Below are 21,561 nucleotides of genomic sequence, written 5' to 3' on the forward strand. Positions count from 1 at the left end.
AGTTTATCTTTGCATTAAGCGAATTCTTGAAGTTCAGGGTTAATCGGTGTTTGTGCGAGATTGTTAGCGTAGTTACACAAGCTAGCAAGGCTGACACCCAAGATAACGTCAAGGGCATTTTGTGCAGTGTAGCCAGCTTCCAAGAAGTCATTGTAGGCTTCGTCACCAACAGCACCTTTGGTATTAATCACGGCAATAGTGAATTTAGCAAGGGTATCAAGTTTTGGATCGTCTTCGATTGGTGTTCGGTTACGAAGGGCTTCCAAAAGTTGAGGCGTCATTTGGATTTGCTTGATTGAAAAGGCTGTGTGACCTGCCACACAGAAAGCACATCCGTTAGTAACAGCGGCTGTAATTTGAACAACCTCACGTTCAGTTGGTGTCAATGAATTGCGACGGTTGATTTCACCGACAGTACGGTAAGTTTCAAGCGCAGTTGGCGCATTAGCAAGGAGACCAATCAAGTTTGGAATGAATCCCCCATTAGCATCTTTGACTGTTTGAAGGACGTCTTTAACTTCTTCTGGTGCAGTTTCGATTGTATGAATGGTAATATCTGGCATGATTATTCTCCTTATATAGAAACGACAGCCAGCCCAGTGGCTGAGTCGTGTATTTTTTTGTCATGTATCTATGATAGCACTGTTTGACTTTTCTGAAAAATCTATATTATTTATAGCCAGCCATAAATTTAATTTATATGTGCTATAATGGAGGGTAGCAAGTGGCTTTTTAGGCAACTCTAAAGCCCTATAAGAGTAAAGAAAGTTGAATTATGTTAAATAAAAACGCTATTGTAGAAGTTGAAATTGTCGATTTGACACATGAAGGAGCAGGCGTTGCCAAGGTGGACGGCTTTGTCTTTTTCGTAGATAATGCCCTCCCAGGTGAAGTCATCAAGATGCGCGTGCTTAAGCTCAAGAAAAATATCGGCTTTGGTAAGGTTGAGGAGTATGTGACCCTTTCACCAAATCGTAATCAGGATATTGATGCGACCTACCTCCGTTCAGGGATTGCTGATTTTGGGCATATGAATTACGAGGAGCAGCTTAAGTTCAAGCGTAAACAAGTTGTGGACAACCTCTATAAGACAGCAGGTATCTCAGATGTAGAGGTCGCTGAAACATTGGGGATGGAGACGCCTTACGCCTACCGTAATAAGGCGCAAGTGCCCGTTCGCCGTGTTAAAGGTCAGCTTGAAACAGGTTTCTACCGCAAGAATTCTCACGACTTGATTCCAATTGAAGATTTCCTCATCCAAGACAAGGAAATTGATAAACTCATTGTCTTTGTCCGTGATCTTCTTCGCCGCTATGACCTCAAACCTTATGATGAGAAGGAGCAGACAGGGTTAATTCGTCATTTGGTGGTTCGTCGTGGCCACTATTCAGGTCAGATGATGCTGGTCTTTGTAACGACTAGACCAAAAATTTTCCGTATTGACCAAGTCATTGCTAAGATTACGGAAGCCTTCCCAAATGTTGTTTCTATCATCCAAAACATCAACGATAAGAACACTAACGCCATCTTTGGCAAGGAGTTCCGCACCCTTTATGGTCAAGACACCATCACAGACAGTATGTTGGGTAATGACTATGAGATTTCTGCCCAGTCTTTCTATCAGGTTAACACCGAAATGGCTGAGAAACTCTATCAAACAGCCATTGACTTCTCAGACCTAAACAGCGACAGCATTGTTATTGATGCCTATTCAGGAATCGGGACAATCGGTTTGTCGTTCGCCAAACAGGTCAAGGAAGTCTATGGCGTTGAAGTCATCGAAACAGCCGTCGAAGATGCTAAGAAAAATGCAGAACGCAACGGCATTACTAACGCCCACTATGTGGCGGACTCAGCCGAAAATGCCATGGCCAAGTGGAGCAAGGATGGCATCAAACCAGACGTTATCATTGTGGACCCACCACGCAAGGGCTTGACAGAAAGCTTTATTAAAGCCAGTGTTGCCATGCAACCTGAAAAGATTACCTACGTCTCATGTAACCCAGCAACAATGGCGCGTGATATCAAACGCTATCAAGAGTTGGGTTATGAATTGAAGAAAGTCCAGCCGGTTGATCTTTTTCCACAGACGCATCATGTTGAGGCGGTATCACTACTTGTACGAGCTGAGACTTCAGCGAAGTAGAAGTAGATGCTCCGCCCATGCGACAAGGTGAGATTGAAGGTCGAGAAGGTGCCCTGGGGCATAGCTGTCGTAGAGTAAGGAGTTTACGACGAAACGATACGGTAACAGCGAACCGCCGAGTGTGTAAGTCTATTGGTAAAACGCAGTTAAACATCTCGCTTTTATATTTCAAGGCGAGATGCTTCAAAGCTCCACTGGAGCTTTGAACTCCCGCAAACGCACCACGTGGAGTGTGTAGCTTTGCTCGTAAAAGCCTAGAACCTTTGAACGAAAGGGATAATGAAAAGCCTTGATTGCAAGGCTTTTTGCTTTATGGTGGGGAAGTATTAGAGTAAGTAATTTTTGGAGTGAGTGGAAGTGATAGTTAGGAATTCTCAAATTCTATTTCCATTTACACTGTGGGTACGTTTTTATTTCCATTGACAAGGAGTTTGAGGGAATAGAAACGTACCCACCTATATGAAAAAATCACGAAAGGTTTGATCTATGGAAATCAGTAGAAATTAGGTGATACAATAACACGTTATAAAAACCTTGAAATCAGTATGTTTCAAGGTTTTAAGTACTCTTACGGATAGCATTGGGAACATCTAACTTTCTTGAGGAGTAAAGTTTGTTTCTCAATATAGTAATCGTTAAATTGTGTCGAAGCGTTATATGATATGATAATTCCAAATAGTCCTTTGGGCTTTTTATGGCATTGTGATATTCTCTAAGAACACGAGATTGCTTCAATAATTTACAAAGTTATGGGGATTTCTCATAGCTTTTTTACTTTCTTCCTTGACAATTGAGCGAGTGTTCAACTATAATGATAATAGTTGAGTGGTTGTTCAACTGAATCATCGATTATTGAGGTATGAGATGTAATTTTTCTTCTCTATCACCAGTAATGCAAGCTTTATTAGCTGGCTTATTCAACTGGTTTTGTACCCTTATCGGTGCTAGTTTGGTCTTTTTTGTCAAAACCATTCATCAAAAATTCATGGATATGATGATGGGCTTGGCAGCGGGCATTATGACGGCAGCGGCAGTCTGGCCTTTGCTTGTCCCTTCTTTTGACTATAGCCAGTCAATAGCTACGAACAGATTTTACTGGTTGACGACGGCTGTTGGTTCTATTGTCGGGGGCTTATTTATCCGCTTTATTAATTATTTGGTTCCCGACCTACATTTGAATCATCAGATGAGTGATAAGGAAGGGATTTTGAATCCCAAAAGACCCTTATCAAAGACCATGCTGCTTTATCTGGCGGTAGTGTTTCATAATATACCAGAGGGCTTAGCAGTTGGTGTGGCATTTGCTAGTGTGGCAAATCTCGCAACTAGACTTTCCTTTACGTGAATGAGTGCCCTTGGATTGGCCTTGGGAATTGGCATCCAAAATATTCGAGAAGGCTCTGCCTTGTCCTTGCCACTACGGGTAGAAGGGCGAAGTAGGAAATCAGCTTTCTACTATGGCGCCATGTCAGCGATTGTTGAGTCGATTGCAGCTGTTTTAGGGGCCTATGCTGTTATGTCTATGACCCAGCTACTACCTTATGCTCTCTTATTTGCGGCGGGAGCCATGATTTATGTTGCAGTGGAAGAACTTGTGCCAGGTGCTCAAGAGCACAAGAATACCGATATTGCGACAAGTGGGGTTATGGCCGGATTTCTAATCATGATGTTACTTGATACAACTTTAGTATAGGAGGAATAGAAAATATGTCACAGTGTTTAACAGCTTGTAATCCAGATTTAATTCAAGGGGTCCATGAGACGGAGTTTGATACCGTTACATTGCTAAATATGTCCAATTTTTTTAAGGCGATTTCTGACCCAACTCGTTTGCGGATTTTACAAGCAGTACGGCAAAATCCAATTTGTGTCGGAGACTTAGCGATTGCGTTACAGATGACCAAGTCTGCTATTTCTCACCAACTACGCTATCTGCGGGACTGCCAATTGGTCAAGGGGGAGAAAAAAGGAAGGATGACCTATTATGAACTTGCGGACGATCATGTCGCAGCAGTCTTGTCTTTGACACTGAAACATTTGAAAGAGGAAAAACATGAAGAAAGAGTATGAACTTCGAGGAATTGACTGTGGCAATTGTGCTGCTAAGATTGAACGTGCTGTCAATCAATTGGAGCAGGTAGAATCTGCCACTGTCAATCTGATAGCTCAAAAGCTGATTTTGGAAACAAAAAGCGAAGATGGGATAGATAAGGAAATTATTGACTTGGTGGATGCTATTGAACCTGGAATCGAAGTTATCAGTGAGAAAAAGGAAGAGGCACTTCCAGAAAAACGAGATTGGGCGAAAGAGCTGCTACTTGCTGTTATGATTCTATTTGCCTTCGGCTTTTTCCTGCCAGAGGAGTATTTCTGGATTCGTCTGGTCTATTATCTGACCCTATATATCATTATCGGCCATAAGGTTCTTATCAAGATGGTTCAAAATATTCAACGTGGTAATCTTTTTGATGAAAACTTTTTGATGAGTATCGCGACCTTAGGAGCCTTTCTCTTGGGAGAATTTCCAGAGGCAGTAGCCGTCATGCTTTTTTATCAGATTGGGGAGTATTTCCAAGATAAGGCCACCTCTCAATCTCGTCAGTCCATTGCACGATTGATGGATATTCGGTCGGATAAGGCTTGGAGACTAGAGGGGGGAGAAACCGTTCAAGTAGACCCTGAAACAGTAAGGGTTGCGGACCATATTTTAGTTAAGCCTGGGGAGAAGGTGCCCCTAGATGGTCTGGTCAGAGAAGGTCGTTCTATTCTGGATACGTCAGCCTTGACAGGAGAATCACTGCCTAGGGAAATTGGCGTTGGTGAGGACATTACAAGTGGTGTGATCAATTTGACTAGTCCATTGGTAATTGAAGTGAGTAAGACTTTTTCGCAATCAACGGTCAACAAAATTTTGGAATTAGTTGAAAATGCAAGCAATAAAAAAGCGGAGACGGAACGGATGATCACACGTTTTTCGCGTGTGTATACACCAGTGGTTGTCGGAATCGCTTTTCTGCTTGCAAGCCTGCCTCCCTTGCTTGGTTTAGGGGAGTGGTCGACTTGGCTTTATCGGGCACTTACCTTTTTAGTCATTTCTTGCCCTTGTGCTCTTGCGGTTTCGGTACCAATGAGTTTCTTTGGCGGGCTAGGGGGAGCATCTAAATTAGGTGTCTTAGTGAAAGGTGGGAATTATTTAGAGGCTCTTGCCAAGTTGGATACGGTCGTATTTGATAAGACGGGGACAATTACAAAAGGTATCTTTGCGGTGGATACCGTTGTCAACGCAGAAGGTGTCGAGGATGATATTCTGTACCTCGCTGCCCATCTGGAAAGCTATTCCAATCATCCAATCGCAAACTCTATTCGAACAGCCTATGGACAGGAAGTGGACGAGAATAGGGTGAGTCAGATTACCGAGCTACCAGGGCAGGGCATGTCCGGTAGGGTAGATGGCAGACAGCTCTATCTTGGGAATGCTAGATTAATGGAAGTTCAAGGGATTGCTTATCCAGCTATTGGCAGCACAGGAACAGTTCTCTATTTGGCAGAGGACAGTCATTTTCTAGGCTATTTCCTTATCACAGACCAAGTGAAGGAGACGAGCATCGAGGCCTTGAAGGATTTACAGGCAGTCGGAATTAAAAAGACGGTTCTCCTTTCAGGCGATCGTCAGGCAGTGGTTGATGAATTTGCACAGCAATTTGCCTTTAATGATGCATTTGGAGATTGCTTGCCTCAGGATAAGGTGAGTACATTTGAGGAAATTCTGACTCAGTCTCAGCAGGCTGTTGCCTTTGTTGGAGATGGGGTGAATGATGCACCGGTTCTTGCTAGGGCAGATGTTGGTATTGCTATGGGAGGGCTAGGTTCGGACGCAGCCATTGAATCAGCAGATGTTGTACTGATGGATGATGACCTTGGAAAACTTCCTCAAGTCATTCGACTGGCAAAAAAGACAGTCAGAATAGCCCAACAAAACATGACCTTGGCTATTGTAGTTAAACTAATTTTCTTGGTTCTAAGTGGATTGGGAATTTCTAATATGTGGGAGGCCATCTTTGCAGATGTTGGTGTAACGCTACTAGCAGTATGGAATGCATTGAGGGTCTTGAGGATAGATACCTCCACTTTGTCAAAGTAAGTGAACTGATGTTAGTATGATTTTATGGACACGTTTTGGTAGAATAGTATCTAACCAAAGGAGATGTCCAAATGAGCCAAAAATATACCAAAGAGTTCAAGGAAACTAGTGTTCAATTACATGAAGCAGGACACGTGGAGTGTGTAGCTTTGCTTCTACGAGCTGATTAAACAAGGATTTAGCAAGTGAAAGTCCTAAAGTAAGGAGTCTAAACATGAAATTCCATGAATTTGGGGATAAGAATTTGCCTTCTATCTTACTGATACATGGTGGTGGCAGTTCTTGGTGGAATTATCTTCGTCAAGCACGAATCTTGTCAGAAGAATACCGTGTTATTCTACCCACTTTGAATGGCCACGGCGAGGAATATCAACTTGATTATGTTTCTACTGAAGATTCTGCTTTGGAGATTCTAGACTATATCAAAGCAAACTGTGGTGGGAAATTGTTAGCAATCGGTGGTGTTTCACTTGGTGGTCAAATTGCCATGGAGCTTTTGTCTTTAGACAGTGAAATTGCTGAGAAGGCCATCATAGACGGAAGCCTCTGTATTCCTCAACCAAGGTTAGCTAAAATCAGCATCTTTCTAGTGTCTCTATTTGGTAAATTGATGTTCAATAAATTCTCTTGTAAACTTCAGTTAAGCATGATGAACAAACTCTATCCTAAACTGGCTTATCCAGAGGAAATAAAAGCTTATTATTTGGAGGATCTGCCAAGGACGCCTGTCAAAACAATGGTGACCATTTACAAAGACTATATGGGGCGTTACAAACTGAAAGATAGGATTTCTGCTAGCAAAGCTCAGGTTTTGTATATCTATGGTGAAAAAGAATTAAACTGTGTGAAAGCATCGGCGAAATTATTTCAGCAGCTACATCCAAATACGATTTTGTATGAAGCAAAGGGCTATCATCATGGCTATTTATCAGCTTATCTGCCTCAAGATTGGGTTGATTTGGTTGAGCCTTTTTTAAAGAAGAAATAAGGAAAAATAAAGATGAATAGAATAGTAGACGATCAGATAACGCTTATTCCTTATTATAGAAATGATGACATCTCCCTTCTTTGGTATCAAGATAGTGAGGTTTGCAAACAAGTAGATAATACTGATCAGATTTACAATCTAACAAAACTTCATAAAATGTATGATTACCTAACTTCACATGGTTCTTGCTATTATATCCAATATGAAGGAGTGTTAGTTGGAGATGTGACACTCCTAGATAACTCGGAACTTTCTATAGTTATCAGCAAAGAGTATCAGAATTTACATATCGGAAGACGATGTGTTTCTGAAATGATACATCTGGCGAAAGAACAAAATAAGGTAAAGGTCTCTGCACAAATATATCCTTTTAATACTCAAAGTCAAAGAATGTTTTTGGCTTTGGGATTTCAGAAAGTAGATGAAGAGCGGTATGAATATAAGTTGATATAGAACAGTTGTATATTTCCATATATATTAAGAATGTAATCTGCTGTTTATAAAATAATGTTCATGAAAAAAGAGATAAAGGGTACCTACTGATCCATGGACAAGAGTTTTGTTCAGAAATCTAAAAATGAAGAGAACACCAACAGATGATTTTTTGTTGGTGTTCTCTTTATGTGATTTTACAATTATTCTTTTTTGTTTACAACAAGTTAAACAGACAGTTTGTAGGAGGAATTCAAACTCAAAATTTTGTACAAGTTAATGAAAGCTTTTCCCCATTATAATCTGTCCACGCCATTATCAGTTTTTTGAGTTATCTCATCACGAATAAAAGAAAGATTAAAGTTGTACATGAGTAAAACTCTAATGCTTAGCCCTAGCTACTTTCTAAATGAAAATAGAATAAGCTTTTACTAAATCATTTATTCATTTGCCACACACAAATAACACCCCACAAGTTATAACTTGTGGGGCATTTTCTTATATTAGTTCTTCACTTACAAAATAAGGTCTGTTTTTTCAACTTTGTAAAGGGCTATTCCCATGATTAGGGTCAAGACGAGAAGAATTAAAACAGCAGGGGTCCAAGAGTTAAAGAGTTGTTGGCTTGAACCAAACAAGACTGGACCAAGGGCTGCAAAGATATAGCCTCCGGTTTGGGCTAACCCAGATAGTTGGGCTGTTTTTTCAGGGGAGCTGGCCTTCATTGAAAAGACTACCATCATGTAAGGGAATAGGACACTAGCAGAACTTCCGATTAAGAGGTTAAGGACTAACCAATACACAAAGCTGTCTGTATTGAATAGAAGCATGGCAACTCCGATGAGTCCTGCTAGGACGGTAGCCACTAGCATCACATGGCGATTACGATCAGAAAGTTTAGTGATTAGGCTAGGAACGATCATAGAGAATGGAATACTCGTCAGTGTGAAAACGGAAGCTAGAATTCCGGTATTGGCCTCGCCGACACCGGCTTGAGTGGCCATGGTTGGAAGCCAAGTGATAGTGGTATAGAAGAAGAGTGATTGTAATCCACCGAAAATCATGATGGCCCAGATCTTGCCACTCTTATACCAGCTGCATGAATTTTCGCTGGTAGAAGTTTCTTGTTCTAAGTAATGATTGTAACGGACATTAGGAAGCCAAACTACAAGAGCCAGGGCACAGACTGCTGTCAATATCCAGACCAAGCCTTGCCATGAGGTTGCCTTAGTGATTGGAACGGCAACTGATGAAGCTATGGCTGTGGACAAGCCCATGGCTGTAATGTAGAGTGTGGTCAAGAATCCTAACTGATTTGGCTCATTAGCCTGAATTAGGCTTGGGAGAAGGACGTTGATAAAGGCAATCCCAGCTCCGACTAAAAGTGTTCCCACATAAAGGAGGGGAAGGTTGACAGTACGCAAGGCAGAACCAAGTGTCATGACAATCAGAACTGCGAGAAAGAGTCGCTCAATTCCAAAGCGTTTGGCCCAGCTAGCTGCAAAAGGTGAGAAGATCGCAAAGGTTAAGAGTGGCAGACTTGTCAAGAGACCGAGAAAACTGACTTCAACGCCTAGACCAGAAGCAATGTCTGATAAGACAGTGGACATGGTTGTGAACGGGGCCCGCAAAACGATCCCTAGAAGAAGGATTCCAGGGATTAGAAAATGTGACTGTTTCTGTTTCATAAAGCATCTCCGTGTTTAATGTTAATAAGGATATCTAAATTTATAAGAAATATGACACGAATGCGTCCCTTCCATCTTAGCATAAATGATGGGGATAATGAAAGCGATTACGTTGGGTTGTCAAGAAAGAATTTTTAGTTTTAAAATCCTATTCTACTGATTATCTGATAACATCATTTGATTTTTAAAAGACCGAACATGTAGTCCAGCCTCTTTTCAATGTCTTCCTAAATTTCATACCCCATGAGGAGTCCGCCTTCTTCGGCATAAAAACTGCAGAGTCCAGAAGTCGGAAGGACTTCGATGCTTGCTTGGGAAAATTTTTCACGAACCAATTCAGAGAATTGCTCGATAAATTTTTCATTGTTGCGGTGGGCAATCGTAATGTGGCCTCCAGCATAACCAGCCTTGAGGAGTTCATCAAAAGCAGCTTTGATGGCTTTCTTTTGACCTCTGGCTTTTTGAAGCAACTCAAGAGTACCTGTCTTACTAGCTTCACCGACCATACGGATATTGAGGAGTCCAACAACGGTGCCAACTAGTTTACTTAGACGACCATTCTTCACCAAATTATCAACTTTTGCTAAAACAAAGAGCAACTTAGTCTTGGCTTGATAAGCTGTGATGCCATCAACGACTTGGTCAAAATCAAGGCCTTCAGCGACTAAGTGATTGAGTTTACGAACGATAAGGTCGACCTCGCCACCAGCTGACAGGCTATCAATCACGTGAATCTTAGTATCAGGATGCTCTTCCAGATAAATTTTCTTAGCGATTTCAGCACTATTGTAGCTACCAGAAAGGGTTCCAGTGATTGTCACGACGACGATATTGTCCGCTCCTTCAAAGGATTTCATATAATCATCAGGACTCGGACAGGCAGACTTAGAATCAGTCGTAGTCGCATACATCTCCTCCATCATTTGATCAATATTGAGTTGAGCATCATCTCTGTAGATGGTTTCGCCCACTTGGATAGTCAAAGGAACTCTGACAAACTCCGTGTCTGATGCGAGATTGTCCAAAGAACGGTAGTCACAGCCTGAATCCGCAATAATTTTCCATTTCATAGGTTACACCTCATATCTGCATAATGTACATTGACAAGTTATTTGTCTTCTTTTACAATTTTATCATGAAGTGCATTGCTATCAAAGCAGATCTCATCAGGTGTGACAGATAGAAAGTGAATGTTATGGCAGAAAGAAAAATCTCAGAGAAATCCTTGGAAAATCTCAAACGATTTAACCAAGAAAACAAAGCAATTACACGAGAATCCATCGAAATTTCTCTCCTGCAATTGTTGGAGAAAAAAGACTTGAAAAAGATTACCATATCGGAACTGGTTGAGCGTGCGGGTGTATCTCGTGCTGCCTTTTATCGCAATTATGGTTCTAAGGAAGAGATTTTGAAATCTATTTTTGAGTCTAGCATTGCAAAGATTACTAAGTCCTTGGACGGCTATAATCTCAAGACGGATCTTTACCAAGTCTGGGTTTATCTCCTTAAGGAAGTCAAAAAAGAAGCCAAAGTCATCAGTCTTGCCATTGATTACAATTTTGAGCAGGTATTGACCAAGGCGGTTTATGATTTTTTAGAAAAACGAAATGGGAGCTCATCAAACGGTGCTGGCAGTTACCTCAATTCCTTCTGGAGCTCAGCTATTGTCTCAGTGATTTCCAAATGGGTCAAGGATGGCATGAAGACCCCAGCTGAAAAGATTGCCAAGCTCGGCCTGCCCCTTTTTCCACAAAAGAAGAAGTAGTAATCGCTGAGAGGTAGTTTTTAATAAACTCCCCCTCTCCATAACTAGCTCAAATGAATAGATAGAACTGTACACAGATTATTCAAAGGACAAGGAATATGATTGAAGAACGAATTCTTGCTGCTAAGCAGTATGTTAAAACCTTATTTGCTGATCGATCGGATGGTCATGATGTGGCGCATACCCTTCGCGTCTATACCAATGCTATGAGAATTGCACAAGCAGAAGGTCTATGTGATCTAGAGATAGTGGGCTTGTCAGCTCTTCTTCACGATGCTGATGATTATAAATTGTTTCATACAGAGAATAATGCGAATGCTCGCATGTTTCTAGAAGAGATTGGTGCTCCTAAAAAGCAACTCGACCAGATTTGTCGGGTTATCAATGCTGTTTCTTTCAGCAATAATCGCGGTAAACAACCAGAAACGTTAGAAGGCAAGATTGTCCAGGATGCAGACCGCCTGGATGCGATAGGAGCTGTAGGAATTGCGCGAACTTTTTCCTATGGTGGCCACAAAGGGAGACCCCTTACTGATACCGTCCAACATTTCCACGACAAGTTGCTCCTCTTAAAAGATGAAATGAACACGGAGACTGCCAAACAAATGGCAGAAAGTCGCCATCAATTTTTAATCACCTTTCTAAAAGAACTAGAGAAGGAATTGGACTGAGTGAAATATTGAAATTAACTTTTATAAAAGACTTATTTGAAAGGAAGATATGTTAAATCAACTAATAAAGAAACCTATTTTAAGTTGTTCAATTATATTTGTTATCTGCTCAGTAGCAAGGCTAATTGAATACTTCTATATTAGGACGGATGAAACCTTCTTATCTGAGATGGGCAATTCCCTTTTGGCTCGGTTCCTTTTGATTTTTATGCAATGGGAGGCACTTTGATTTTCTAGGCAATCTTTGGTAAGCTATTGCTATAGCAATAAAAAAATTGGGGGATGTATGTTAGATAATTTGTTAAAAAAGAATTCGATTTTGGGTGTCATTATTTATCCGTTAATCGGGTTAGTTGCTATTTGGCTTGGTTATAGTTACTCACAGAGCCTTTCGCAATTGGAAAAAACGGGCGGTCAGCTCAAGATTAATACTTTTGTTTACGTTATTTATCAATTAGGCGGGACTAAACTTGTCATGGGTGCCTTTATTCTTTTAGCCTTTTTCTTTTTCTATTTAGGCTATACTTATCTTAGAAAACTTGGAATTAGTCAGAAATAAGGATCAAGTTTATACACTAACTGCAGCGACTTGCTTGCAGTTTTTTTCTTTTCCACCAAGTCAACACGAATCCCTAATTTATGCTACAATGGAACTATTACGCTTCAAAAAGGAGATGCAATGAAAGCAGAAGAATGGTTAACCTATTTTATGAAGATTTATGGACGTCGCCCAAAGCTGACAGAGGTTGACGAGGCGATACAAAATGGTAGTCTCTTGGCCAATCGAGCAGAAGTTGAAGCCTTGTTGCCAGCATCTAAAAAGGGCTTTTGGGAAAGCTTAAGTCAATTTGTGGTGACTCATAAGGTCGCAGCGTCAGTCCTTGCAATTTCTTGTATGACGCTTCTAGGTGGTGGAGCCATCTTTGCCTGGCATTCTCACAACTCACAAACTCAAAAGACACCATCCCTCGCAGTAGCTTCATCTAACAGCCAGACGTCTTCTTCAGACAAGTCTAAACAATCAAGTTCTAAAGCTTCTGAGTCATCTTCAAGCTCTAGTTCTCAAAGTAAGAGTTCCTCATCGGAGGCTAAAACACCAGCTATGGATGTGGAGGCTATTCGAAAGGGAGATTTTTCGAGCATCGAAGGAGATTGGGTTTCTGACAGTGGTCATGTTGTGACGATTACAAAGTCTGGCCTCACAAAGTCTGAGGAGACGGGCAGCACTGATGGTAAGACTGTGATTAAGGATTTCAACGGTCAACCTATGTTCTATTTTGCGGACAATGGTCCAGGGCACGGAGTTAGTCCCTTTGTTCCAGTGCCAGCTAACCAAGCAGCACCGTCTCCGGACAATTCTGTCAAAGACACAGATCGTTTGGTTCAAATTCCAGAATTTTCAGGACCAGGAGTCGTTTACACATCTTATTACAGAGTTGGGAGTAAGAGTCAAACCAGCCAAACCCAAACGACTGCTCTTTGGAATAGTGACAAGGCCGCCAAGCTGGCTAGTTACATGGTAGAGTTTGGTCACAAGATGAATCAAGAAAGTTATAAAAGACTAACCCCTAACGGAAGTGACGATTTCTATGGTGCCATGTCTTTTGCCAAAAATAACCGCATCACTGTAGGTGAAAAGACCGAACAAAATGCCCCTATGACCAACCAACAAAAGGTAGACGTTGCTTTTTCAGACGATGGTACAGGAACAGCCGACTATCTCATCGTGGACAGTTACGGTTATTCAGGTTCTGCCATGATTCTTTATCATTTCACCATCCATAATGGTCAACCGGTGGTCCTAGTTTCTCTGCAAAATCAAGGCAATCCTGAAAACATGTATTACATGTATCCAACCAATAATAAGGACATTCAAGAAGCCTTCGCCAATATTGTGAATGGCAAGTAAAGGTTTGTCGGAAAGTCTCAAGCAAAAGTCTTTGTCTTCAATCTAAAGTCTTGGCGACAAGGCTTTTTTCTTGTGGAAAAGCATCTTGAGAAGGAGTAGTTCACAAAATCTGGTATAATGAAGCCAAGGAGGCGCCTATGAAACATCTAAAAAAACAGACGCTAATTCTTTTATCTATAGCTAGCCTATTCCTTGTCGGTTTAGCAGTTTTTGCACATCTCCACAAAAAGGAGGAAAAACCAATCTACTCCAACCTTAATAGCAAGGCCAGTCTTAATGAGGTACGTTCCATTCTCTCGAAACATTTGAACGAGGAGAGTGTGGATAACTTTATCAATCTCGTCACTGATTACAATGACACCGTGGGTTCTGTTGGTCTTTCTGGGAGTTTTGCGCCATTTACCAAAACAGACTATGATGTGGAAAAAATCAGTAGCCTGTGGGCAGCCAAGCATGGTGACTTTATCGGCACTAACTGTCGTATCAACACCTACACGCTACTGAAAGGCAAAATCAAGATTCCTCAAGTCAAAAGTGATACTGAGCTCCTTTTCCAAGACAAGGACGCCATTGACAAGGGCAAGCTCTTTGATACCAAGGACCAGGCAAACTTTGACATTCTTTTTTCAAGGGTCAAGACTGAAGCTACCCAAGATGTCAAGGTTCACGCCAAGCATATGGAGGATTACTACAAACAGTTCACCTTTGATGACAGGGCACGCATGCTGTCGGTTGTTGTCCACGATAATTTGGATGGCGATTCCCTTTTTGTCGGTCACGTCGGAGTCTTGGTGCCTACGACGGATGGCTACCTATTTGTTGAAAAGTTGACCTTTGAAGAGCCCTACCAAGCCATTAAATTTTCTAGTAAGAAGGATTGCTACAAGTATCTGACAACCAAGTACAAGGACTATACCGGACCAGGTCTAGCCAAACCCTTTATCATGGATAATGACAAATGGGTAGATATGGACTAGGTTAACATTACGCACCAAATTTGGTGCGTTTTTATGTTATAATAATATTAAAGTAAAGGAGGACAATGATGATTGGAGAAAATATTAAAGCTGTACGAAAGTCCAAACAGTTGACACAGCCTGAGTTAGCTAACTTACTTGGTATTTCACGCAATAGTCTTAGTCGGTATGAAAATGGAACAAGTGCTATTTCAACAGAATTGTTGGACCGTATTTGTCAGACATTGAATGTTTCTTATGTTGATCTTGTAGGAGAAGAGAAGATGCTCACATCGGTTGAAGACTACCAGTTGACCATGAAGATTGAAGTGTTGAAAGAACGTGGAGCCGGTATTTTATCACAGCTTTATCGCTATCAAGATAATCAAGGAATTGCCTTTGATGATGAAACGAATCCATGGATTCTTATGAGTGACGATTTATCTGACTTGATTAATACTAAGATTTACTTAATTGAAAGTTTTGACGAAGTTGAACGTTATAGTGGTTATATGGACGGTATCGAACGTATGTTAAGGCTAGCGAGTCAACAGGTGGTAGCCTAATGACATTAGCCAACTACAGAGACGTAGACTTTCAAGGAGCTTTAAAAAGGACAATGCGTTCATTGACACGTGGAAAAACCAACTCGAAGCATCCAAAAGCCTTTTTGTTAGGTGGTCAAAGTGGTGCCGGAAAGACAACCATTCATCGTGTTAAACAAAGAGAATTTAAAGGCAACATCATCATCATTGATGGAGACAGCTTTCGCTCTTTGCATCCTAACTATCTTGAGTTGCAGGAAAAGTACGGCAAGGAAAGTGTTAACTACACGAAGGCTTTTGCTGGAAAGTTAGTTGAAGCTTTGATAGAAGAACTGAGCAAATTGGGGTACCACCTTCTGATTGAGGGTACATTGAGAACTGTAGATATTCCTAAAAAAACAGCCCAATTGTTGAGTTCTAGGGGATACCAAGTAGCACTTGCCTTGATAGCAACAAAGCCTGAACTCTCTTATCTTAGTACTAAGATTCGTTATGAAGAACTTTATGCTTTGGAACCAAGTCAAGCGAGAGCGACACCTAAGGCGCATCATGATGCGATTGTAGACCGTTTAGTGGAAAATCTTCAAGAGCTGGAAACTAGTGGTATTTTTGAGTACATCCAGATTTACCAACGAGATAGAAGATGTATTTATAATTCCTTGGAGGATGAGGGAACAGCATCGTCAGTTCTTCGCGAAAAATTATTTGGTGAGTGGTCACCTATTGAGAAGTCTATGCTTATCCAGGAAAAAGAAAGACTGAAAGAACTCGTTGAAAAAAATTCTAAAAAATGAGTTAGCATTATTTATTTCCTACCTCCTATTAACAACCTGAACTGCCAAGAAAAAGAAATAGGAATCAAGATATGAATAGAAAACAAGCCTTGTCGTTTTATCTGGCGGGCACCTTTGGACAAATCTTATTAGTCAGTCTCCTTGTTTGGTTACTAAGAGCGTGGGGACTTAGGGTTGATTATGGGACTCCAATTGGCATCTTTACCCTGATGTTAGGTGGCTTGTCCTCAGCCATTTGGGGAGGCTATGTTAGCATTCGCTATCATCATTCTAGTTTTAAACAGCTTGTCAGAGATTTTTTTCAAGTCAAACAAGCTCCTCTTAACTATCTCTTAGTCCTCATTTTTATAGGCTTGGATTTCTTACCATTGGTTTTGAGTGGGAAAATGATTATTCCAACTTGGTATCTCCCCATAATTTTATTTGTAAAAGCCCTCGTCTTTGGTGGTATCGAAGAAATCGGTTGGCGTTATTTTTTCCAGCCTACTTTGCAAGAAAAGTTAACCTATATAGTATCGACGCTGTGTACATTTGTAACCTGGTCACTGTGGCATTTGCTCTATTTTTACATTGATGGATCTCTCGCAATGGTTAAATTGCTACCATTTTTGCTTGGCTTATTCAGCAATTGTTTCATCTTATCCGCTATTTATACAAAGACCAGAAGTCTTTGGCTGTGTGTCATGACACATGCTTTAATCAATTCCTTGTCGCAACTGTCATCAGCTGAGAGCGTATGGCTATCCCTTGTGCTTAAGGTGTTGATAATTCTTCTTGCCATGAAAATAGCTAGTAGCAGTATGGAGAAAGCTAAATCCTAAGCTGGCTTTATTTCTATTGCTTTGGTTATTTATAAGGCCTGAGAGTAGTTTAATGACTGCTCTTTTTTTCTTTGTAAGACTTAAATGACCTTGCCCATCTTTTTAAGACATGTTATACTAGAAATGTATTGTCAAAATTTTCTGACATTACAAGTGGAAAGGAGGTGCTAATGCCTTTTAAAAAAACAAAATACCTTGTTTTTTCCCGTTACCTAAGCTTGCTCTGTTTGCTTCTATTTTTAGTAGTAGCGTCAGTTTTTGTAGCAGTGTCTTTAGGAACGGTCACTATAGATTTAGGTGATACCTATGGTATCATCCTCAGTAAATTGGGGCTTCCCATTGCCAGTCAAAGCATAGCTAAACCACTTGAAGCCATTGTTTGGAATATGCGAGTGCCGAGGGTTCTCCTAGGGCTAATGGTCGGTGCAGGCCTTTCTATGTCAGGGAGTGTTATGCAGTCAACCGTCAATAATCCTATTGCTGAGCCCTATATATTAGGAATCTCGGCAGGAGCAACTTTTGGAGCAACCTTGGCCATCATTTTAGGCCTTAAAGCTGTGGTAGGTTTGGGTGCCTTTGTGGGGGCTATCCTAGCGACGGTTCTTGTTTTAATCATTGCCTCTATGCAAGGGAGAGTGACCACCTCTGGCCTGATTTTATCTGGAACGGTTGTTAATGCCCTCTTTATTGCCTTTGCCAATTTTATCATCTCTATTGGAGCGACAGCAGATAGTGTCATGACTATTAAGTTTTGGACTATGGGTTCATTGACAGGAACATCTTGGTCAGATTTGCTGCTTCCAGCGGTAGTGGTTGGTTTGGCCTTTCTCTTTTTCTCAACACAGTATCGTGTTTTTAATGCCATGATGATGGGCGATGAAGCAGCTTTGACTTTAGGGATTCCCCTTAAACTCTATTGGTATCTTTATATTGCTATCGTTGCAGTCATAACAGCCGTCTTGGTTGCTAGCTGTGGAATTATCGGCTTTGTCGGCTTGATTACCCCTCATATTGCCAGAAGTTTAGTCGGGACTAACTATCGTAAGCTTTTTCCAGTGGCAACTCTCCTAGGTTCCTTGTTTGTGGTTTGGGCAGACGTTTTAGCTAGAATCCTCGTTAAAAATGCAGAGCTACCTATCGGTATCTTTACAGCCTTAGTTGGTGCACCTTTCTTTATTTATATTGTGACTAGAAATCGTAGAAAGGTGGTTTAGACTTATGGATGTAAGGTGTAAGGATATTCATTATTCGATTGGAGAGAAAAAAATCCTAAATGGAGTATCCCTAAAGGTCGAGGGCGGACAATTCCAGACCATACTAGGACCAAATGGGAGTGGGAAATCAACCTTGCTCAAAACCATTTATCGCCAGTTGAAACCAGATAGCGGTCAGATTTTACTTGATGGAAAAAGCCTAGATCAGGTAAGCCTAAAGGAAACTGCAAAAGAAATGGCCGTTGTGACACAGTTTAACACCCTTCAATTTGATTGCACGGTGGAAGAAATTGTCATGCTTGGCCGAACGCCCCATCTTTCCTTTCTACAAAAAGAATCAGAGCGGGACCACTTGCTTATCCAGGATGCCCTAGACAAGGTTGGCATGTCTGAAAAGAAGGCACGCTATTATTCGTCCTTATCAGGTGGCGAAAAACAAAGAGTTATCCTAGCGCGTGCTTTGGCTCAGGAACCCAAACTCCTTTTATTGGATGAGCCTACCAACCATTTGGATATTAAGTATCAGTTGGAGATGTTGGCCTTGGTCAAGGAACTCGGCATTAATGTTCTAGCAGTTCTCCACGATATTCAATTGGCCTGTCGTTTTTCAGATTATATTTACTTAATGAAAGGAGGTGAGATTGTTGCCCAAGGTGTCCCAAGGGATGCCGTAACCCCACAATCCTTGCAGGCGGTTTATGATGTTCAGAGTCGTATTACCTGGACGGATGATCAGCAGGCAATGATTCAGTATTTATAAGCCTAGGAAAGGAAGGCCTTATGAACAAGAAAACTTTTGGTATCGCATTAATCGCTGCAGCAGTCCTCACATTGACAGCATGCAGTTCTACATATAAAAACAGCACATCATCGTCATCAGCAGCAAAAGAAACGGTGAAAAAGACCAACTCAGAAACCCAGTATCCTTTGACCGTCAAAACTTATGACGATAAAGGAACTGAGTTAGATCAAGTCTTCAAAAAGGCACCAGAAAAGGTTATCACAAACAACCTTTCATCAACGGAAATCTTGATTGAGCTTGGTTTAAAAGACAAGATTGTCGGTATGCTTAACCCTGACAATGAAGTAACAGATAAATATAAGGATGACCTAGCTTCAATCCCACATATCGGTGATAAGAAGACCATTTCTCAAGAAGCCATTTTGGCTTATGGACCGGACGCTCTTATTGGTCGTAACATGATGTTCTCAGACAAATCAATGGGAACCATCAGTACGTGGAACAGCAATGATATTCCTGTTTATACGCAAAAAGCCTCTGTTTCAACAACCAAACAAGATTTGAATAATATCATCGAAGATGTAAAAAATATCGGTGACATTTTCAATGTTCAAGACAAGGCAGATAAGTATGCGGGACAACTCCAAAAACGTATTGATGCCGTTAAAAAGAAAAACAAGTCTTATGACAAAGACTTGAAGAAGGCTCTGATCATGTGTGCCTACAACGATGAAACCTTTGGAACCTACAAATCAGCCCTTCAAGAAAGTATGCTCAATCAGCTTGGTTATACCAATGTTGCGACAGGAACATCAGATTTGACTTTGGAAAATCTTGTGTCAATGGAACCAGAATTGATTATCTATGTAACCAGTGACCGTAATAAGGCCATAGACAAGGATGCTAAAGACAAGATGGAAAAGAACGCTGTTCTTGAAAATGTTCCAGCCGTTAAAAATAAGAAAATCATGACTATTTCTTATGATGAGCTTATGGATTACGGTCCATCTGTGATTGATTCTCTTGAGAAGGTTAATGACTTTGTTAATAAATAAAGACTTTGTCTGCCATGGCATTCGAGTGACGATTGCCCTTCCTGAGTCTTACGATGCTACTAAGACTTATCCAGCTGTTTTTTTGAACGATGGACAACTGGATTATCTGGGAAAACTAGTGGATTCTGTTATCCTGATAGGCCTTGAACCCAAGCATCGCTTGGATGATTTTACACCTTGGTATGCTCAGGCTTTGAGACCTGGAAGTCCTGATTTTGGTGGTAAGCTAGCCAGCTATCATGACCAACTATTTGGCCATATTTTAAATAGCATCCAAGAGGAGTTTAGACTGGATGACAGTCGAATGGCTTACGGGGGCTACTCGCTGGGTGGTTTGGCTGCTATTTCCAGTCTTTATAGCAGTGATAAGATGCCTTTTATCTTTTCCATTTGTGGATCCTTTTGGTATCCAGATTTTGTAGCCTACTGCCAAGCCCACCAGCTTATTAATAAGACTTGCTCGGTCTATTTACATAACGGTTTGACCGAAGGGGCTAATCATAAGAATAGACTGGCCAAGGCTCCTAGTTATGCCAAAGAAGTGCATGAACTTATCAAAAAACAGTGCTTGTCTACTTATTCAGCATTTGACCCCTACGGTCATCATGACCATCTCCAAGAAAGATATGATGCTTTTTCGGACTGGTTGATTGAAGAGTGGAAACTCTGAAATACTGCTATTGGTGAGTAGGAAAGAGATAAGAAAAGTAGTGAAGAAGATTCCAACGATGGCATCTCTTCACTACTTTTTGTTATGCTCGAAAACTACCATCACAGTTGATGATTCCGAAAAGTTTTTAGACATGAATCAAAAAACGCCTTAACTCCGTATATTAAAAGTAATTTACTTACCTTTGACTTATATCCTAACTTCAAAAGCGTAAAGCTTACACAAAGAGAAGACTAACTTAGCCTTCTCTTTTCGTGTTGCTAAGGGGAGAGCTTTTCTTAAGTCAAGTGGGAATTTGTCTATCAATTTCCTAATGTCTTTTAATAACAATGTACAAAACCCATTTGTGATTTTGCCTTTCTTCAATCTTTGAAAAACCAATACTTATTAATAAATGACTCAATTCAGAACTTGTTCCATAATCTGTCATATGATACTTAATTTTTTCTTTTTCGGATGCAATAATCAGAGTAGAATGATTGGACATGACTCGATAGATTTCCTGAAAGCTTTGTTTTAAATCTTTCCAGAAAATATGGGTCTGAATGGCAAAGACAAGATCAAAATAATGATTTTGGTAGGGAAGGTTTTCGACATTTCCAACCATCAGCTGGACACTATCGTTTTCTATTGACTTTAAAAGCATCCGTTTAGCAGTTTGATAAGACTCCTTGGAAATATCAATGCCATAAATGTCAAGATTTTTATTTAAAGCAAGTAGGTTTTTGATAGTGCTACCACCGCCATAACCGATTTCTAAAATCCGACTATTATCTGAAATGGTAGTCTGTTTGATTGCCCAAAGACTGAATTTCTTAAAATAGGACGACCAGATGTTGGTAATCACTCGCCCGACAAGACCACTAGGATTTTTAGACTGTTTTATAAGATATTGAATGAGCATGTTCCCTCCCTTTTTTGCAAATAAAGTTTGAAATATAGATAATTAAATTTCAAACTTTATTATAGAGAAAGGTAGTCAGAATAGCAAGAAAAAATGAAATATATAGTTACATATTTCAAA

The 21,561-nt window shown here is 40.6% G+C and carries 21 protein-coding genes and 1 pseudogene; 18 read left to right on the top strand and 4 right to left on the bottom strand.

Annotated elements, in window-relative coordinates:
• Window positions 1-14: 14 nt before the first annotated feature.
• Window positions 15-563 (bottom strand): carboxymuconolactone decarboxylase family protein, encoded by a 549-nt coding sequence (locus QRD39_RS09170; protein WP_002888987.1) that lies wholly within the window; start codon window positions 561-563, stop codon window positions 15-17.
• A 212-nt stretch (window positions 564-775) separates the two neighbouring features.
• On the opposite strand from QRD39_RS09170, the gene rlmD reads away from it, so the two are divergent.
• From rlmD to QRD39_RS09200, 6 genes and pseudogenes are all read left to right on the top strand, one after another.
• Entirely contained in the window at window positions 776-2,146 is a 1,371-nt protein-coding gene (gene rlmD / locus QRD39_RS09175) for a 23S rRNA (uracil(1939)-C(5))-methyltransferase RlmD (protein ID WP_285956300.1), read from the top strand.
• A gap of 859 nt (window positions 2,147-3,005) precedes the next feature.
• Window positions 3,006-3,839 (top strand): annotated as a pseudogene (locus tag QRD39_RS09180) (ZIP family metal transporter).
• Window positions 3,840-3,853: 14 nt separating this feature from the next.
• Window positions 3,854-4,216, top strand: a complete 363-nt coding sequence (locus QRD39_RS09185) for an ArsR/SmtB family transcription factor (protein ID WP_002890511.1) — start codon at window positions 3,854-3,856, stop codon at window positions 4,214-4,216.
• Window positions 4,200-6,287 (top strand): heavy metal translocating P-type ATPase, encoded by a 2,088-nt coding sequence (locus QRD39_RS09190; RefSeq protein ID WP_285956301.1) that lies wholly within the window; start codon window positions 4,200-4,202, stop codon window positions 6,285-6,287. Before QRD39_RS09185 ends, QRD39_RS09190 begins: the two co-directional genes overlap by 17 nt.
• A 214-nt stretch (window positions 6,288-6,501) precedes the next feature.
• Complete coding sequence (locus QRD39_RS09195) at window positions 6,502-7,275, top strand: alpha/beta fold hydrolase (protein WP_002890514.1); 774 nt, start codon at window positions 6,502-6,504, stop codon at window positions 7,273-7,275.
• Between the two features lie 12 nt (window positions 7,276-7,287).
• Window positions 7,288-7,728 (top strand): GNAT family N-acetyltransferase, encoded by a 441-nt coding sequence (locus tag QRD39_RS09200; protein WP_285956302.1) that lies wholly within the window; start codon window positions 7,288-7,290, stop codon window positions 7,726-7,728.
• A 494-nt stretch (window positions 7,729-8,222) separates the two neighbouring features.
• Here QRD39_RS09200 and QRD39_RS09205 read toward each other — a convergent pair whose 3' ends face one another.
• Together QRD39_RS09205 and QRD39_RS09210 are read right to left on the bottom strand one after the other, a co-directional pair.
• Window positions 8,223-9,395 carry an MFS transporter gene (locus QRD39_RS09205; RefSeq protein WP_285956303.1) on the bottom strand — a complete coding sequence of 391 codons (1,173 nt, stop codon included), beginning with the start codon at window positions 9,393-9,395 and terminating at the stop codon, window positions 8,223-8,225.
• A 227-nt stretch (window positions 9,396-9,622) separates the two neighbouring features.
• The gene (locus tag QRD39_RS09210) at window positions 9,623-10,465 is read right to left on the bottom strand and encodes a DegV family protein (RefSeq protein WP_285956304.1); all 843 of its coding nucleotides are present in this window, start codon (window positions 10,463-10,465) and stop codon (window positions 9,623-9,625) included.
• Between the two features lie 125 nt (window positions 10,466-10,590).
• Here QRD39_RS09210 and QRD39_RS09215 point away from each other — a divergent pair, with 125 nt between their 5' ends.
• The 12 genes from QRD39_RS09215 to QRD39_RS09270 all read left to right on the top strand — a co-directional run bounded on the left by QRD39_RS09215 (window position 10,591) and on the right by QRD39_RS09270 (window position 20,537).
• Entirely contained in the window at window positions 10,591-11,160 is a 570-nt protein-coding gene (locus QRD39_RS09215) for a TetR/AcrR family transcriptional regulator (RefSeq protein ID WP_285956305.1), read from the top strand.
• 98 nt (window positions 11,161-11,258) lie between these two features.
• Window positions 11,259-11,831 carry an HD domain-containing protein gene (locus QRD39_RS09220; protein ID WP_285956306.1) on the top strand — a complete coding sequence of 191 codons (573 nt, stop codon included), beginning with the start codon at window positions 11,259-11,261 and terminating at the stop codon, window positions 11,829-11,831.
• 286 nt (window positions 11,832-12,117) lie between these two features.
• Window positions 12,118-12,390 carry a hypothetical protein gene (locus tag QRD39_RS09225; protein WP_285956307.1) on the top strand — a complete coding sequence of 91 codons (273 nt, stop codon included), beginning with the start codon at window positions 12,118-12,120 and terminating at the stop codon, window positions 12,388-12,390.
• A 120-nt stretch (window positions 12,391-12,510) separates the two neighbouring features.
• Window positions 12,511-13,740: a DUF4767 domain-containing protein gene (locus tag QRD39_RS09230; RefSeq protein ID WP_285956308.1), complete on the top strand. Its 1,230-nt coding sequence runs from the start codon at window positions 12,511-12,513 to the stop codon at window positions 13,738-13,740.
• Between the two features lie 137 nt (window positions 13,741-13,877).
• The gene (locus QRD39_RS09235; protein ID WP_285956309.1) at window positions 13,878-14,717 is read left to right on the top strand and encodes a DUF4300 family protein; all 840 of its coding nucleotides are present in this window, start codon (window positions 13,878-13,880) and stop codon (window positions 14,715-14,717) included.
• Between the two features lie 68 nt (window positions 14,718-14,785).
• Window positions 14,786-15,262, top strand: coding sequence for a type II toxin-antitoxin system antitoxin PezA (pezA, locus tag QRD39_RS09240; RefSeq protein ID WP_285956328.1), 477 nt, complete (start codon window positions 14,786-14,788; stop codon window positions 15,260-15,262).
• On the top strand, window positions 15,262-16,035 hold the full coding sequence (locus QRD39_RS09245; protein ID WP_285956310.1) for a zeta toxin family protein: 774 nt from the start codon (window positions 15,262-15,264) through the stop codon (window positions 16,033-16,035). The genes pezA and QRD39_RS09245 overlap by 1 nt, the downstream gene beginning before the upstream one ends.
• A 71-nt stretch (window positions 16,036-16,106) precedes the next feature.
• The gene (locus QRD39_RS09250) at window positions 16,107-16,856 is read left to right on the top strand and encodes a CPBP family intramembrane glutamic endopeptidase (RefSeq protein WP_285956311.1); all 750 of its coding nucleotides are present in this window, start codon (window positions 16,107-16,109) and stop codon (window positions 16,854-16,856) included.
• A 170-nt stretch (window positions 16,857-17,026) separates the two neighbouring features.
• The gene (locus tag QRD39_RS09255) at window positions 17,027-18,070 is read left to right on the top strand and encodes a FecCD family ABC transporter permease (RefSeq protein WP_285956312.1); all 1,044 of its coding nucleotides are present in this window, start codon (window positions 17,027-17,029) and stop codon (window positions 18,068-18,070) included.
• Window positions 18,071-18,074: 4 nt separating this feature from the next.
• Window positions 18,075-18,830 (top strand): ABC transporter ATP-binding protein, encoded by a 756-nt coding sequence (locus QRD39_RS09260; RefSeq protein ID WP_285956313.1) that lies wholly within the window; start codon window positions 18,075-18,077, stop codon window positions 18,828-18,830.
• A 20-nt stretch (window positions 18,831-18,850) separates the two neighbouring features.
• Window positions 18,851-19,867: an ABC transporter substrate-binding protein gene (locus tag QRD39_RS09265; RefSeq protein ID WP_285956314.1), complete on the top strand. Its 1,017-nt coding sequence runs from the start codon at window positions 18,851-18,853 to the stop codon at window positions 19,865-19,867.
• On the top strand, window positions 19,848-20,537 hold the full coding sequence (locus QRD39_RS09270) for an alpha/beta hydrolase-fold protein (protein WP_285956315.1): 690 nt from the start codon (window positions 19,848-19,850) through the stop codon (window positions 20,535-20,537). Before QRD39_RS09265 ends, QRD39_RS09270 begins: the two co-directional genes overlap by 20 nt.
• 310 nt (window positions 20,538-20,847) lie before the next feature.
• Here the strand turns inward: QRD39_RS09270 and QRD39_RS09275 are convergent, their stop codons facing one another.
• Window positions 20,848-21,441, bottom strand: coding sequence for a class I SAM-dependent methyltransferase (locus QRD39_RS09275; protein WP_285956316.1), 594 nt, complete (start codon window positions 21,439-21,441; stop codon window positions 20,848-20,850).
• Window positions 21,442-21,561 lie beyond the last annotated feature (120 nt).

This window comes from Streptococcus raffinosi (assembly GCF_030284685.1).
GTDB lineage: Bacteria > Bacillota > Bacilli > Lactobacillales > Streptococcaceae > Streptococcus > Streptococcus raffinosi.

What these genes read in the sequence shown, in the direction of transcription:
- QRD39_RS09170 (WP_002888987.1), bottom strand. Translation starts at nt 563, where the DNA reads ATGCCAGATATTACCATTCATACAATCGAAACTGCACCAGAAGAAGTT.
- rlmD (WP_285956300.1), top strand. Translation starts at nt 776, where the DNA reads ATGTTAAATAAAAACGCTATTGTAGAAGTTGAAATTGTCGATTTGACA.
- QRD39_RS09185 (WP_002890511.1), top strand. Translation starts at nt 3,854, where the DNA reads ATGTCACAGTGTTTAACAGCTTGTAATCCAGATTTAATTCAAGGGGTC.
- QRD39_RS09190 (WP_285956301.1), top strand. Translation starts at nt 4,200, where the DNA reads ATGAAGAAAGAGTATGAACTTCGAGGAATTGACTGTGGCAATTGTGCT.
- QRD39_RS09195 (WP_002890514.1), top strand. Translation starts at nt 6,502, where the DNA reads ATGAAATTCCATGAATTTGGGGATAAGAATTTGCCTTCTATCTTACTG.
- QRD39_RS09200 (WP_285956302.1), top strand. Translation starts at nt 7,288, where the DNA reads ATGAATAGAATAGTAGACGATCAGATAACGCTTATTCCTTATTATAGA.
- QRD39_RS09205 (WP_285956303.1), bottom strand. Translation starts at nt 9,395, where the DNA reads ATGAAACAGAAACAGTCACATTTTCTAATCCCTGGAATCCTTCTTCTA.
- QRD39_RS09210 (WP_285956304.1), bottom strand. Translation starts at nt 10,465, where the DNA reads ATGAAATGGAAAATTATTGCGGATTCAGGCTGTGACTACCGTTCTTTG.
- QRD39_RS09215 (WP_285956305.1), top strand. Translation starts at nt 10,591, where the DNA reads ATGGCAGAAAGAAAAATCTCAGAGAAATCCTTGGAAAATCTCAAACGA.
- QRD39_RS09220 (WP_285956306.1), top strand. Translation starts at nt 11,259, where the DNA reads ATGATTGAAGAACGAATTCTTGCTGCTAAGCAGTATGTTAAAACCTTA.
- QRD39_RS09225 (WP_285956307.1), top strand. Translation starts at nt 12,118, where the DNA reads ATGTTAGATAATTTGTTAAAAAAGAATTCGATTTTGGGTGTCATTATT.
- QRD39_RS09230 (WP_285956308.1), top strand. Translation starts at nt 12,511, where the DNA reads ATGAAAGCAGAAGAATGGTTAACCTATTTTATGAAGATTTATGGACGT.
- QRD39_RS09235 (WP_285956309.1), top strand. Translation starts at nt 13,878, where the DNA reads ATGAAACATCTAAAAAAACAGACGCTAATTCTTTTATCTATAGCTAGC.
- pezA (WP_285956328.1), top strand. Translation starts at nt 14,786, where the DNA reads ATGATTGGAGAAAATATTAAAGCTGTACGAAAGTCCAAACAGTTGACA.
- QRD39_RS09245 (WP_285956310.1), top strand. Translation starts at nt 15,262, where the DNA reads ATGACATTAGCCAACTACAGAGACGTAGACTTTCAAGGAGCTTTAAAA.
- QRD39_RS09250 (WP_285956311.1), top strand. Translation starts at nt 16,107, where the DNA reads ATGAATAGAAAACAAGCCTTGTCGTTTTATCTGGCGGGCACCTTTGGA.
- QRD39_RS09255 (WP_285956312.1), top strand. Translation starts at nt 17,027, where the DNA reads ATGCCTTTTAAAAAAACAAAATACCTTGTTTTTTCCCGTTACCTAAGC.
- QRD39_RS09260 (WP_285956313.1), top strand. Translation starts at nt 18,075, where the DNA reads ATGGATGTAAGGTGTAAGGATATTCATTATTCGATTGGAGAGAAAAAA.
- QRD39_RS09265 (WP_285956314.1), top strand. Translation starts at nt 18,851, where the DNA reads ATGAACAAGAAAACTTTTGGTATCGCATTAATCGCTGCAGCAGTCCTC.
- QRD39_RS09270 (WP_285956315.1), top strand. Translation starts at nt 19,848, where the DNA reads ATGACTTTGTTAATAAATAAAGACTTTGTCTGCCATGGCATTCGAGTG.
- QRD39_RS09275 (WP_285956316.1), bottom strand. Translation starts at nt 21,441, where the DNA reads ATGCTCATTCAATATCTTATAAAACAGTCTAAAAATCCTAGTGGTCTT.